The following is a 12,910-nucleotide window of genomic DNA, read 5'->3' as shown; positions in this document are numbered from 1 at the left end:
CTGTTTGATCTGGTCGTAGGTGTGCTGCAACCGCTGGGAGGTCTTCTCCCCGGGTGTGCGGAACGTCTTTCGGTGTGCGGCCTGCCGCTCCAGGTTGAGGAGCTTGACCTTCTCCTTCGGGGTGAGCCACTTGTCCCGGTCGGCGGTGCCCTGCGGGAGTCGTGGCGGGCGGCCGTGGTCCTGGTGGTCCTTGTTGGACAGGGCCAGGGGGATGTTGACTCCGGCGTCGATGCCGACTTCCGGCCCTTCGTGGGGCTCGGGGGCGCGTTCAAGGCTCTGCACGCGAAAGGCGATGTGCCAGCCCAGCGCGTCCTTGACGAGGCGGGCGCCGGTGATCCGATTCTCCTTGTTGGCCCGCTTGCCGACCGGGAGGTCTTTGGTCCAGCGGAAGCGGACCCGGCCGACCTTGGGAATGTTGACCATGCCCCATCGGCGGTGCACGCGGACGATGTTCAGGTCCCGGCCCTGCGGGATGTCCACGGACATCACTGTGCGCAGCCGGCCCTTGTAGGTGGGCTTCTCGGCTCGGCCTTCCCAGCAGTTCACCCACGCCCGGTGGTATGTCTTCAAGGCGGCCTGCGCGGCCTGCGCGGGCAGCACGGCGAGGTAATCGAGATCCTTGCGGGCCTGCCGGATCGCCGCATCAGCGACAGACAGCTTCGTGTCGCTGTTCGGCGTCATCTGCCACCAGGAATGCAGGCAGTTCCACAGAGTGCGGGCCGCATGCGCCTGGTCATCGAGGACGCGGATCCCGGCAGGGCTCAGCGCCAGTCGGGCTCGGTGCCCGAACTGCCGCTTCACCACACCGAGTTCGCTCATGACGAGCACCATACATTTTTGGTTTATGTCACCACGCTGGAACCAGAATCCCGACATACGCACCGGCCGTCACGTCATCTACAACCTGCACGTCCACTTGGTCTTTGTCACCAAATACCGGCGCAAAGCCATGACCGACGCCATGCTGACGCGCTGCGAAGAGATCATGCGAGAGGTCTGCACGGACTTCGAAGCCGACCTCAAGCAGTTCAACGGGGAGGAGGATCACGTACACCTGCTCGTGCACTACCCGCCGAAAGTCCAGCTCTCCAAACTGGTCAACTCCCTCAAGGGCGTCTCCGCCCGCCTGCTGCGCAAGGAGTACGACGCGCACGTGCGCCGGTACCTGTGGGGCGGACACTTCTGGTCCGGCTCCTACTTCGCCGGAAGCTGCGGCGGGGCGCCCCTGACCGTCGTACAGCAGTACATCGAACTGCAAAAACGCCCCACGGGCTGAGGTCAACAGTACAGACCCGTGCTTCAGCGCGGGTCACACCTGTTTTGAGATGACCTTCACCATCCGGCCTGAAGGCCGGAGCACTGACCAAGATCAAAGGTAGAACTCGGCGAGCGCGGCCGAGTACAGACCACTGCCCGGGATGTACGCCAGGTGGCCGGGCCCGGCGGTCTCCAGAGCGCAGTCGGCGGCGTCGTCCAGGCGCGCGAGCAGGGCCTCCAGGTCACCGCCCGGGGCGGGAGGCGGCGCCAGGAAGGACCGTACGAGCTCGGCCTCCGCCTGTGGCGACAGGGTGCCGCTCGCGGGGCGGGCGGCGAGGTTCTCGGTGCGGTCGATGACACGGTCCAGGACGAGACGGCCCATCTCCGTCATCGTGGCGCGGTCGGGTTCCAGGGGGAAAGGGTGCATGAGGCAGTCCGAAGTCGGTGAGGGGCGGGTTCGTAGGCGGCGGAACCGTCCTGGCGGTCGGTCGCGGCGCGTGACCAGAATGCGCCGCCGACCGCGGCATGCGATGGCGTGATGAGTGCCCGTACGGCCTGATCGCGCAGGATTGTTCGCCGAGTGGGCCGATACGCTGCATTTCATGCCACGCCCCTTGTACGACCGTATCGACCGGGCGATCCTGGACCACCTCCAGCGCCACGGACGCACCCCCAACGTCGACCTCGCCGAGGCCGTACGCCTCTCACCCTCCTCTTGTCTGCGCCGCACCAAGGCGCTGGAGGAGGACGGGGTGCTGGCCGGCTACCGGGCCGATCTGGACCGAGAGCGCCTCGGCCTCGGGCTGACCGTGTTCCTCTCCCTCAAGGTCGAGCACTCCCGCACCACCTCCCAGGTGGTCGAGGAGGCGCTGAAGGCGATCGACCACGTGGTCGCCTGCCACGTCGTCTCCGGCGACGCTGACTTCCTCGTCGAACTCGCCGTGCCGGACCTGCGCACCTTCGAAAGGGTGCTCACCGACCAGATCCTGGCCATCGGGCCCGTGCGCGACGCCCGCAGCACCTTCTGCATCCGCACCGTCATCGACCGCGGCCCGCTGCCCCTCAACTCCTGGCCCGCGCCTGGTGCATGACCGCGCGCTCTACCCACGCCAACTGCTGCCACCGCCTCGCCCCGACGTTCCGGCCGGGGCGAGGCGGTGCGGTGTCGCGGAAGGGGTCAGGATGCCGTGCAGGCAGTGCCGTTGAGGGTGTAGGTGCCGGGCGGGGCCGTGTCGCCGGTGTGGGTGGCCTGGAAGCCGATGTCGACGGAGGCACCGGGGGCGATGGTGGCGTTGTGGGCGGCGTTCTTGGCGGTCACCCGGCCGGAGACGGGGGAGTACTCCGCGTTCCAGCCGGACGTGATGGTCTGGCCGTTCGGCAGGGTGAAGGCGAGGGACCAGCCGTCGACGGCCGTGGTCCCGGTGTTGGTGAGGGTGATGCTCGCCGTGAGCCCGGTGTTCCAGGCGCTGACGGTGCCGGTGACCCGGCAGGTCGCGGTACCGGGTGGGGGCTCGGAGCTCTGGAACTGGGTGAAGAACTTCCACACCTCCGCCGGCACCCAGGTTCTGGCGCTGTCTCCCGGGGCGCCGTCCTGGGGAGCGGCGATGTGTCCTTCGTCGAAGGCGGCCCAGGCGACCGGATGTCCGGCCGAGCAGCCGGAGTAGGTGGTGATCCGGTGGGTCAAACTGCCCTGCGCGGGCTCGGGCGGGTTCTGGGGGGTGCAGCCGTTGTTCGTGACGAACCGGTCCCGCAGCGCCCGCCCGCCGGAGATGCCGAGGACGTTGTCCCTGAGGCCGTGCACTCCGAGGTAGGCGATGGGCTGGGTGCCGCCGCTGCATCCGCTCAGCAGCCCGCCGCTCTGGACCGCGACCGCGCGGAAGACCGTCGCGCGTGAACACGCCAGGGCGTACGACATGGCGGCGCCGTAGCTGAATCCGAGGGCGAAGCGCTGGGTGGTGTCGACGCACAGGTCCGCTTCGAGGCGCCTGAGCATGTCGTCGACGAAGGTGACGTCCTCGCCGCCGGTGTTGGCCCAGCCGTTGTTGAGGCCTTGGGGTGCTACGAAGATCGTGCTGTTGTTCGCCAGTCGCTGGAGTCCGTAGTAGGCCCAGGTGCCGGTTTCGACGGTGCGGCCGGTGGAGACGTCGGTGGAGGTGCCGCCCAGCCAGTGGAATCCGAACACCAGCCGGTAGGGGCGGTTGCGGTCGTAGCCGTCGGGGACGCGCAGGATGAACGTGCGGTTCTTGCCACCGCTGAGGATCGTGTGCGTGCCGCTGGTCAGGGTGGGGGTCTTGCCGCAGCCGGAACTCGGGGCGGCGGCACCGGCGGATACGTCGGCCGCCGCGGAGGCCGCGAGCGGGGCGTTGCCGCTCCGGCCGTGGCCCAGTGCCGTGCCTGCCATGCTCAGGACGATCAGCACCGCGACGACGGCGGGCCATAAAAGGGTTCTTGTCCTCGTCATCGAACTCCCCTTCTTGAGGCGTGGTCGGTCACGCGCGGGACCACTTCTGGTTGGCCTGGCCGTTGCAGGTCCACAGGACGAGCGGGGTCCCGTTCGCGGTGCCGGCCGTGTTGGCGTCGAGGCACAGGCCGGAGTGGGCGTTGCGCAGGGACCCGTCGGAGCCGAGCGTCCACTTCTGGTTGTCCTGGCCGTTGCAGGGCCAGGTGATGACCCGGGTGCCGTTGACGGTGCCCTGGTTGTAGGCGTCCAGGCACTTGTCGCCGTAGACACGTATCTCGCCGCCCGCCCAGGTGGTCCAGAGCTGGTTGGCGGCCGTGTGGCAGTCCCAGAGCAGAGTCGTGGCCCCGGCGGCGGTGGAGGCGTTGTCCACGTCGACGCAGCGCCCGGACGCGGTGCCGCGCAGCCGGGACGTGGTGGCGGTCAGCGGGGTGCCGCCGGTGACCCGGAAGGCGGCGACGCCGTGGGCGGGGACGCTCGCCGAGATCTGCCCGGAGGTGCTCGATGTTGCGCCGGACCAGAGGTCGGTGAGGGTGAACGGGCCGCCGGACAGGCCGATTTGGGCGGGCGTGGTGGTGACCGTGGCGGTGCTGTCGCCGCGGTTGAAGAGGCCCACGGCGACCGAGCCGTCCGCGAGGGGCTTGGCGAAGACCTCGGTGGCACCGTCGTCACGCACCCGGCGTCCGCCCGCGCCCAGCGGGTCCTGGTCCACCGCCAGCAGGCGCGGGTTGCGCAGGATCGCGCTGATGTCGGCGGACATGGTGCGGATGTCGTTGCCGGCCATGAGCGGGGACCCCATCAGCGCCCACAGGGCGAAGTGGGAGCGCGACTCGGTCAGCGACAGGCCGGGTCGCCCGACGACCAGCATGTCGGGGTCGTTCCAGTGGCCCGGACCCGCCTGCGCGGCCAGCGGCGCGGTGACGTCCAGGACGTTGCCGACGCCCATCGGGTAGCTGTTGGTGTTGCCGTTCTGCCAGATGTCGAGCAGGTCTTCGGTCGTGCGCCACAGGTCGGCGACCTCGCCCCAGTTGTAGGTGGCGCCGGTGATGGCGTGGAAGCTGTTGGGGTTGATGGAGTAGACGATCGGCCGTCCGGTGGCGCGCAGGGCGTCGCGCATGAGTGTGAACCGTGCGACCTGCTCGTCACGTGTGCCGCTGGAGGAGCACCAGTCGTACTTCAGGTAGTCGACGCCCCACGAGGCGAAGGTGGCGGCGTCCTGGGCCTCGTGACCTTTGCTGCCCGTCGACCCGGGATAGGCGCCGCTGGTCTGCGCACACGTGCGTTCGCCCGGCACCTGGTAGATGCCGAACTTCAGGCCCTTGCCGTGGATGTAGTCCCCGAGGGCCTTCATCCCGCCGGGGAACTTGGTGGGGTTGGCCCGCAGGTTGCCCGCGGCGTCGCGCTGCGGGTCGAACCAGCAGTCGTCGACCACCACGTAGCGGTAGCCGGCGTCCCGCATGCCGGAGGACACCATCGCGTCGGCGGCCTGGCGGACCTGGGTCTCGGTGATCCCGCACCCGAAACTGTTCCAGCTGTTCCACCCCAGCGGCGGGGTGAGGGCCGGGCTGCCGGGCGCGGCCGAGGCGGGGGAGTGGGCGGAGGCCGTCACGGACGCGGTGACGGTGAGGGCGGCGGCTGCGAGGAGGCGGAGCAGTCGTCCGTGTGAACGTCTGGGCACCAGGGGCTCCTTGGGAGGAGGTTCGAAATTTCGAGCCTCGTTCGGAAACTCGCGGTGAAAGGGATGTTAGAGAGGTGCGCGAACATGTCAACACCTCTGACACGCTTGGCGGTTGACCTGCGGGAATGGAACTTCTGACGGTCCGAATGTTTCGACGGGCCTTGCGATCGTGCGAGAAGTCTTGACGTCCATTCCCAGGCTTCTATCATCCAGGTTGCTCGGCTTACCGACCCGTGTTCGAGATGTCGAATGATGCGAGCCGCTCCCTCTGGACGAACCACGAGGAGAACGCCCCCTATGCATATGTCATGGACTCATCAAGAACTCTCCCGACGCCACGCACTGGCGGCCGCCGGCGGACTCGCCGCGGGCGCCCTCCTCCCCGCCGCCCGGGCCTCCGCCCGGGCGACGGGTTTCACCAACCCGGTGATCTGGCAGGACTTCGCCGACATCGACGTCATCCGCGTCGGCGACACCTACTACGCCTCCGCCTCGACGATGCACTACTCGCCGGGCGCGCCCGTCCTGCGCTCGTACGACCTCGTGAACTGGGAGATCGCCGGTCACTCGGTACCCACTCTCGACTTCGGCGCCAAGTACGACCTGAACGGGGCGCGCGGCTACGTCCGCGGCATCTGGGCCTCGTCCCTGGCCTACCGGCCGAGCAACAGGACCTTCTACTGGCTGGGCCAGATCGACTTCGCCCGGACGTACGTCTACACCGCCACCGCCGCCGAGGGACCGTGGAGCAGGCTGACGACGATCAGCACGCCCTACTACGACGCGGGACTGCTGGTCGACAGCGACGACACCCTCTACGTGGCCTACGGAAACACGACCATCAGCGTGGCCCAGCTCTCGCCCGACGGCCGCACCCAGGTCCGCACTCAGCAGGTGTTCACGACACCGTCGAGCGTCGGCACCCTCGAAGGATCCCGCTTCTACAAGATCAACGGCCAGTACTACATCTTCCTGACCCGCCCCGCCAACGGCCAGTACGTCCTCAAGTCCTCGGCCGGCCCCTTCGGTCCGTACACGATGCGACAGGTCCTTCTCGACCTGCCCGGGCCCGTCCCCGGTGGAGGCGTCCCGCACCAGGGCGGACTGGTGCAGACACAGCGCGGCGCCTGGTACTACCTGGCCTTCGTCGACGCCTACCCCGGCGGACGGGTGCCCGCCCTGGCGCCCGTCACCTGGACCTCGGACGGCTGGCCCGTCGTGCAACTCGTCGGCGGCGCCTGGGGCGCCTCGTATCCGAGCCCGGACCTGCCCGCACCACCCCGCGAAGTCACGCCCATGACCGGCGTGGACACCTTCGACGGTACGACCCTCAAACCGAGGTGGGAGTGGAACCACAACCCGGACCCCACCAAGTGGACGGTCGGCAACGGCCTGACCCTGCGCACCGCGACCGTCACCAACGACCTCTACTGGGCACGCAACACCCTCACCCACCGCATCCAGGGCCCCACCTCGACCGCCACGGTCCTCCTCGACCACTCCGCGATGCGGGACGGCGACCGGGCCGGGCTCGCGCTGCTGCGTGACTCCTCCGCCTGGATCGGCCTCAAACGCGACGCCGGTACGACACGCCTGGTGATGGTCAACGGGCTGACCATGGACGGCAACTGGAACACCACGGGCACGGGCACCGAGGCCGCGAGCGCGCCCGCCGCCGGCACCCGCGTCTGGCTGCGCGCGAGCGCGGACATCCGCCCCGGCGCGCCACGCCCCGCCACTTTCTCCTACAGCACCGACGGCACCACCTTCACCCGCCTCGGACCCGCCTTCTCCATGGGCAACGACTGGCGGTTCTTCATGGGCTACCGATTCGCCCTCTTCAACCACGCCACACAGGCACTCGGCGGCGCGGTCCGGGTCACACGTTTCGAGCTGTCCACACCCTGAGCGAGCGGAGGATCGCACACCCCACCCCGCACCGCGCGGTACGAGGAGCAGTGCGAACCCGCTGAAGCGCTCCCCCCTGACCTTCCTACCAGGAAACCGAGGTCCCGTGATGAGCCGCAGACTCCGCACCCTGACAGCAGCGCTCTGTGCCCTGCCGCTGGCGTTCGCCGCCGCCCCGTCCGCGCATGCGGCCGACCCCACCACCATGACGAGCGGGTTCTACGCGGACCCCAACTCCACGGCGAAGCAGTGGGTGACCGCCAACCCCGGCGACGGCCGGGCCCCCGCGATCAACGCCGCCATCGCCAACACCCCGATGGCCCGCTGGTTCGGCTCCTGGAGCGGCACCATCGGCACCGCCACCGGGGCCTACGCCGGGGCGGCGGACCAGGCCGACAAGCTGCCGGTCCTCGTCGCCTACAACGTCTACAACCGCGACTACTGCGGCGGCCACTCCGCCGGCGGAGCCGCGTCACCGTCCGCCTACGCCAACTGGATCGCCCAGTTCGCCGGCGGCATAGCGAGCCGGCCGGCCGTCGTCGTCCTGGAACCTGACTCCCTCGGCGACTACGGCTGCATGACCCAGGCCCAGATCGACGAACGCGAGGCCATGCTCACCGGTGCCCTCACCGAGTTCAGCCGCCAGGCCCCCAACACCTGGGTCTATCTGGACGCCGGCAACCCCGGTTGGGCGAACGCGGCGACCATGGCCCGGCGCCTCCACGAAGCCGGGCTCCGCCAGGCCCACGGCTTCTCGCTCAACGTCTCCAACTACTTCACGACCTCCGAGAACACCGCCTTCGGTGACGCCGTCAACCGTGAACTCAGCGCCCGCTACGGCTACACCAAGCCCTTCGTCGTGGACACCAGCCGCAACGGCAACGGCTCCAACGGCCAGTGGTGCAACCCCTCCGGCCGCCGCATCGGCACGCCCACCCGCACGGGAGGAGGCGCCGAGATGCTCCTGTGGATCAAGACCCCGGGCGAGTCCGACGGCAACTGCGGCATCGGAACCGGCTCCAGGGCGGGACAGTTCCTCCCCGAGGCGGCCTACAAGATGATCTACGGCTACTGACGCCGGACTCCCACGGCCCCTGGAACCAGGCAGCCGGGGGCGTCAGTCCGTGAGCCGACCGGGGGTGACCATGCGGTACTCGTAGGCCATGACGGCGACCTGGGATCTGTCGCTGGCGCCGAGCCTGGCCATGATGCGGCTGACATGGGTCTTCGCCGTCAGAGGTGGGACCACCGGTCGCGTGGCGATGTCGTGGTTGGTGCAGCCGACGGCGATCAGCCGCATGACCTCGCGTTCGCGGCAGGTCAGGGTGTCGAGCCGACGGTCAGGCTTGCGGGTGTGGTCCGGGCGCAGGGCGAATTCGGCGATCAGCCGCCGGGTGACGGAGGGGCTGATGAGCGCGTCGCCGCGCGCCGAGACACGTACCGCGTGGAGGAGTTCGGCGGGCTCGGTGTCCTTGACGAGGAAGCCCGCAGCTCCGCCGCGCAGGGCCCCGTACACGTACTCGTCGAGGTCGAACGTCGTCAGCATCACCCCCTGCACCGCCGCCGGCCGCTCGTCGTCGGCGATGCGCCGAGCGGCTTCGTACCGGTCGCAGCAAGGGGATGGCTGTCGGCGCGGTGACCCGCATGTCCTGGGCCATGGTCCCCGCCGGCCTCGGCAGGCTCTCGCCCCGCCCGCCTGGCACGCACCAGCCGACGTGGTGGCGTACATCTCCTGCCGTTCGCCCACGACGTCCTGTCCGTGAGGCACCGGCCGGCATGTGACGCCATGGCGGAGGTCCGGCTCCCTGACGGGAGCCGGACCTGTGTCGTGCCGTCAGCGCTGCAGTGTCAGCAGCCCCGGACGGTAGGGGAGGAGGCCGTAGTCGCCGCCCGAGCTGGGGCTGCGTCCCTGGTAGAGCAGTTGCAGGTTGCAGGGGTCGACGGTCATGGTCTGGTCGGCGGTGGTGCGGATCAGTTCGCCGTGGCTGATGTCGTTGGTCCAGGTGGCGCCGCTGTTGGCCTTTCCGGCGAAGGGGTTGCTCTCGGTCGCGGCCTGGGGCGTCCACGTGCCGTTCAGGCTGGTGGCGGTGAACGAGCGGAAGTAGCGGCCCTGCGAGCCGATCGCCTCGACGATCATGAGGTACCGGTTCTGGCCCTGCAGCTTGTACACCTGCGGGGCTTCGAACAGGTTGTTCGTCGTGTCGCTCATGACCACGGTGGAGGTCGATCCGAAGCTGCCCGGGAAGTTCCCGATCGGCATACTCGCCCGGTAGATCTTGCCGTTGTCGCCGGCGAAGAACAGATACATGTTCGTGCCGTCACCGATGAGCGTCTGGTCGATCGGACCCGTTCCGGAGCCCGAGATACTTCCGGAGAAGAGCACCTGCGGGGACGACCAGCCGTTCGGGTTGGTCGGGTCGCTCGATGTCCGGTACGAGAAGGCGGTCGCGCCCCACTGGTAGGTGAGCACCCAGATGTTCTTCGGCGCGAAGTAGAAGAGCGTGGGTGCGACGGTGGAGGACGACATCGTGTTCTGACTTGCCGAGGCCATGTCCGACCAGTTGGTGAACGGGCTGAAGTTCATCGAACCCCAACTCGTCCCCGTGTCGTGCGTCGTGGCGTAGACGAGCTGCTTGCCGTTGTAGGGAACGACGGTGAAGTCCTTGAGTGAGACCCATCCCGACTTGGGCTGGGCCAGGGCGCCCGTTGACGACCAGCGGTAGGCCGACGGAAGATCGCAGGCGCCGGGGGTGTCGGCGCCGACCTTGACGAGCTGCCACTGCTGGTTGGTGCCGCCCCAGTCGTCGTACTGGACGATGTTGGCGTTGTCGGCGGTGGACGCGCCCTGCACCTCAAGAGCCTTGTTGGTGTGGCGCGAGATGAGCCGTACGTAGCCGTCCGAACTGTCGGCCAGCCGCCACTGCTGGTTGGTGGCGTTCAGGTCGGTCCACTGGACGATCGAACCGCCGTTGGCGGTGGACCAGTTGTACAGGTCCAGCACCTTGCCCGAGAGGCGGGACTTGATGCGGTAGTAGCCGTCGCCCGTACTGACGAACTGCCACTGCTGCTGGCTCTGGTCGTTTCTCGTCCACTGGGTGATGCGGGCGCCGTCGTTGGTCGCCATGTTGTAGACGTCCAGGGCCTTGCCGCTGTTGCGGTTGATCAGCACGTACGAGGCGTTGGGGTCGACGGTCGCCGCGCTGGCGGGCTGAGCGCCGAGGAAGGCGGCCACAAGGAGCAGCGGCGAAAGGACGGCGAGTAAGCGTCTGAGTGGGGCCGTGAACGGGTGGCGCAACCACATCTGGGGGCCTCCTTAGGGGGCGGGGCGAGGTGGTGTCGGCGAACCGCGGAGCGGCCGTGCCGGGGAAGAATGACCCTCCGAAACATTCGAAGAGTTCTCGGATCTTTCGACGCCACAAGATAGAAATGCGGGGTGCTTCGGTCAAGGCCTGTCGCTGTTCTGTCTTCCACCAGATCCTTCGGTCCGGCGTGGGGCGAGGTGTCACATGAGTCGGGATCGCGCGGGCAGGGCGCGGCTCGACGCTCCGGTGTGAGGCCGTTGACCAGGGATTTGATGATGAAATGGGGGCTTGAGGCGTCGGCTTAGATGGCGGCTTGAGTCTCGCTGCATCCGGGTATGGCGGCGCGCGAGATCTATTTCCCGGCTCGATCCCGATTCGAATGTTTCGATCGAGGTGTGGAAACTTTCCTTGCGCAATGTATTGACGATCCACCGTCAATGCCTCAATCATCCCTCACCAAGGGTCGACCAGAGTTCGAAATGCCGAACCATACGGCGCCACCCGTTTCGTTCCGGTGAGGTTTTCGCCGGCGCAGCTGGCTCTTCGTGAACGCGGAGAGGTCGGCGACGCCGTGTGACACCCCCGGCTGAGCCGCGTTGGAGTGTTCCCGTGCATGTGCCTGTGCCTGTGTTGTCTGTGCCTGTGCCGAAACGGCGCTGTCGCGCGCCGACCATCAACCGTCGGCCGATCTCCCCTCTGCGCGTCAGCCATCCCGTGATGTCGATTTTGGAGGCACAGCCATGGCATTGAACGCCCTACCCGGACCCGGTGACCGCCGGAGAACACGCACGGCGCCGCTCGCGCTGCTCATCGCCGTCCTCGGCGCCATAGCCGCCCTGCTGACGCCGCCGGACGCACACGCAGCCGAAAGCACACTCGGCGCCGCGGCGGCGCAGAGCGGCCGCTACTTCGGCACCGCCATCGCCTCGGGCAGGCTGGGCGACTCGACGTACACGACCGTCGCGGGCCGCGAGTTCAACATGGTGACGGCCGAGAACGAGATGAAGATCGACGCCACCGAACCGCAGCGCGGCCAGTTCAGCTTCACCGCCGGTGACCGCGTCTACAACTGGGCGGTGCAGAACGGCAAGAAGGTCCGCGGACACACCCTGGCCTGGCACTCCCAGCAGCCCGGCTGGATGCAGAGCCTCAGCGGCAGCACACTGCGCCAGGCGATGATCGACCACATCAACGGCGTGATGAGCCACTACAAGGGCAAGATCGCCCAGTGGGACGTCGTGAACGAGGCCTTCGCGGACGGCAGTTCGGGCGCCCGGCGCGACTCCAACCTCCAGCGCACCGGAAACGACTGGATCGAGGTCGCTTTCCGCACCGCACGCGCAGCCGACCCCGCCGCCAAGCTCTGCTACAACGACTACAACACCGACAACTGGACCTGGGCCAAGACCCAGGCGGTGTACGCCATGGTCAAGGACTTCAAGTCGCGCGGCGTACCGATCGACTGCGTCGGCTTCCAGTCCCACTTCAACAACGACAGCGCCTACAACAGCAACTACCGCACCACCCTCCAGAGCTTCGCAGCCCTCGGCGTCGACGTGGCCATCACCGAACTCGACATCCAGGGCGCCCCGGCCACGACCTACGCCAATGTGACCAACGACTGCCTGGCCGTCCCGCGCTGCCTCGGCATCACCGTCTGGGGAGTGCGCGACACCGACTCCTGGCGCGCGGACCAGACGCCGCTGCTGTTCAACGGCGACGGCAGCAAGAAGTCCGCCTACACCGCCGTCCTCAACGCACTCAACGGCGGCACCACCACACCCCCCTCGGGCTCCGGCCAGGTCAAGGGCGTCGGTTCGGGCCGCTGCCTGGACGTCCCCAGTTCCAGCACGACCGACGGCACCCAGCTCCAACTGTGGGACTGCAACAACGCCACCAACCAGCAGTGGACGTCCACCACCGCCGGTGAGCTCAGGGTCTACGGCAACAAGTGCCTGGACGCCGCCGGCACCGGCAACGGCACCAAGGTCCAGATCTACAGCTGCTGGGGCGGCGACAACCAGAAATGGCGCCTCAACTCCGACGGATCCATCGTCGGTGTCCAGTCCGGCCTCTGCCTCGACGCCGTCGGGGCCGGAACCGCCAACGGCACCCAGATCCAGCTCTACACCTGCTCGAACGGCAGCAACCAACGCTGGACCCGCACCTGATGAACCCCTGACGTCGGACTTCTCGCCCGCCACGGGCGAGAAGTCCGACCGCAGCCACGGAAACCTGCGAGCCGACCCGCCGGTTGAAGACGGGTGGGGGGGCAGACATATTTACCAGTGGGTAGGGGGCCGGAAC

General features: G+C 68.2%; 10 protein-coding genes and 1 pseudogene. 5 read left to right on the top strand and 6 right to left on the bottom strand.

What is annotated here, in order from left to right; translation table 11 throughout:
- Positions 1–819, bottom strand: a pseudogene (locus ACIHIX_RS46555) (RNA-guided endonuclease TnpB family protein); the annotation flags it as partial.
- A 25-nt stretch (positions 820–844) separates the two neighbouring features.
- On the opposite strand from ACIHIX_RS46555, the gene tnpA reads away from it, so the two are divergent.
- Positions 845–1,276 carry an IS200/IS605 family transposase gene (gene tnpA / locus ACIHIX_RS46550; protein ID WP_399966741.1) on the top strand — a complete coding sequence of 144 codons (432 nt, stop codon included), beginning with the start codon at positions 845–847 and terminating at the stop codon, positions 1,274–1,276.
- Between the two features lie 93 nt (positions 1,277–1,369).
- Here tnpA and ACIHIX_RS46545 read toward each other — a convergent pair whose 3' ends face one another.
- A complete protein-coding gene (locus ACIHIX_RS46545; protein WP_399966740.1) occupies positions 1,370–1,684 on the bottom strand; it encodes a hypothetical protein in 315 nt (104 codons plus the stop codon).
- Positions 1,685–1,859: 175 nt separating this feature from the next.
- Here ACIHIX_RS46545 and ACIHIX_RS46540 point away from each other — a divergent pair, with 175 nt between their 5' ends.
- A complete protein-coding gene (locus ACIHIX_RS46540; protein WP_399966739.1) occupies positions 1,860–2,348 on the top strand; it encodes an Lrp/AsnC family transcriptional regulator in 489 nt (162 codons plus the stop codon).
- Between the two features lie 86 nt (positions 2,349–2,434).
- Here the strand turns inward: ACIHIX_RS46540 and ACIHIX_RS46535 are convergent, their stop codons facing one another.
- Complete coding sequence (locus ACIHIX_RS46535; protein WP_399966738.1) at positions 2,435–3,718, bottom strand: cellulose binding domain-containing protein; 1,284 nt, start codon at positions 3,716–3,718, stop codon at positions 2,435–2,437.
- A gap of 28 nt (positions 3,719–3,746) precedes the next feature.
- On the bottom strand, positions 3,747–5,393 hold the full coding sequence (locus ACIHIX_RS46530) for a glycoside hydrolase family 27 protein (RefSeq protein ID WP_399966737.1): 1,647 nt from the start codon (positions 5,391–5,393) through the stop codon (positions 3,747–3,749).
- Between the two features lie 297 nt (positions 5,394–5,690).
- Here ACIHIX_RS46530 and ACIHIX_RS46525 point away from each other — a divergent pair, with 297 nt between their 5' ends.
- Both ACIHIX_RS46525 and ACIHIX_RS46520 read left to right on the top strand, forming a co-directional pair.
- Complete coding sequence (locus tag ACIHIX_RS46525; RefSeq protein ID WP_399966736.1) at positions 5,691–7,301, top strand: glycoside hydrolase 43 family protein; 1,611 nt, start codon at positions 5,691–5,693, stop codon at positions 7,299–7,301.
- Positions 7,302–7,410: 109 nt separating this feature from the next.
- On the top strand, positions 7,411–8,376 hold the full coding sequence (locus ACIHIX_RS46520) for a glycoside hydrolase family 6 protein (protein WP_399966735.1): 966 nt from the start codon (positions 7,411–7,413) through the stop codon (positions 8,374–8,376).
- Between the two features lie 42 nt (positions 8,377–8,418).
- On the opposite strand, the gene ACIHIX_RS46515 is transcribed toward ACIHIX_RS46520, so the two are convergent.
- On the bottom strand, positions 8,419–9,030 hold the full coding sequence (locus ACIHIX_RS46515; RefSeq protein WP_399966745.1) for a LuxR C-terminal-related transcriptional regulator: 612 nt from the start codon (positions 9,028–9,030) through the stop codon (positions 8,419–8,421).
- A 105-nt stretch (positions 9,031–9,135) separates the two neighbouring features.
- Positions 9,136–10,602 carry a non-reducing end alpha-L-arabinofuranosidase family hydrolase gene (locus ACIHIX_RS46510; RefSeq protein ID WP_399966734.1) on the bottom strand — a complete coding sequence of 489 codons (1,467 nt, stop codon included), beginning with the start codon at positions 10,600–10,602 and terminating at the stop codon, positions 9,136–9,138.
- A 741-nt stretch (positions 10,603–11,343) separates the two neighbouring features.
- Between ACIHIX_RS46510 and ACIHIX_RS46505 the strand changes: the two genes are divergently transcribed.
- Positions 11,344–12,774 (top strand): endo-1,4-beta-xylanase, encoded by a 1,431-nt coding sequence (locus ACIHIX_RS46505; RefSeq protein ID WP_399966733.1) that lies wholly within the window; start codon positions 11,344–11,346, stop codon positions 12,772–12,774.
- Positions 12,775–12,910: the final 136 nt, after the last annotated feature.

It is taken from the genome of Streptomyces sp. NPDC051913 (assembly GCF_044593635.1).
In the GTDB taxonomy this organism is placed as follows: domain Bacteria; phylum Actinomycetota; class Actinomycetes; order Streptomycetales; family Streptomycetaceae; genus Streptomyces.
This window is presented reverse-complemented; position numbering and strand designations above follow the sequence as displayed.

Bases quoted from the DNA above. Each gene is read 5' to 3' on its own strand.
- tnpA (WP_399966741.1), top strand. From the start codon at position 845: ATGTCACCACGCTGGAACCAGAATCCCGACATACGCACCGGCCGTCAC.
- ACIHIX_RS46545 (WP_399966740.1), bottom strand. From the start codon at position 1,684: ATGCACCCTTTCCCCCTGGAACCCGACCGCGCCACGATGACGGAGATG.
- ACIHIX_RS46540 (WP_399966739.1), top strand. From the start codon at position 1,860: ATGCCACGCCCCTTGTACGACCGTATCGACCGGGCGATCCTGGACCAC.
- ACIHIX_RS46535 (WP_399966738.1), bottom strand. From the start codon at position 3,718: ATGACGAGGACAAGAACCCTTTTATGGCCCGCCGTCGTCGCGGTGCTG.
- ACIHIX_RS46525 (WP_399966736.1), top strand. From the start codon at position 5,691: ATGCATATGTCATGGACTCATCAAGAACTCTCCCGACGCCACGCACTG.
- ACIHIX_RS46520 (WP_399966735.1), top strand. From the start codon at position 7,411: ATGAGCCGCAGACTCCGCACCCTGACAGCAGCGCTCTGTGCCCTGCCG.
- ACIHIX_RS46515 (WP_399966745.1), bottom strand. From the start codon at position 9,030: ATGTACGCCACCACGTCGGCTGGTGCGTGCCAGGCGGGCGGGGCGAGA.
- ACIHIX_RS46510 (WP_399966734.1), bottom strand. From the start codon at position 10,602: ATGTGGTTGCGCCACCCGTTCACGGCCCCACTCAGACGCTTACTCGCC.
- ACIHIX_RS46505 (WP_399966733.1), top strand. From the start codon at position 11,344: ATGGCATTGAACGCCCTACCCGGACCCGGTGACCGCCGGAGAACACGC.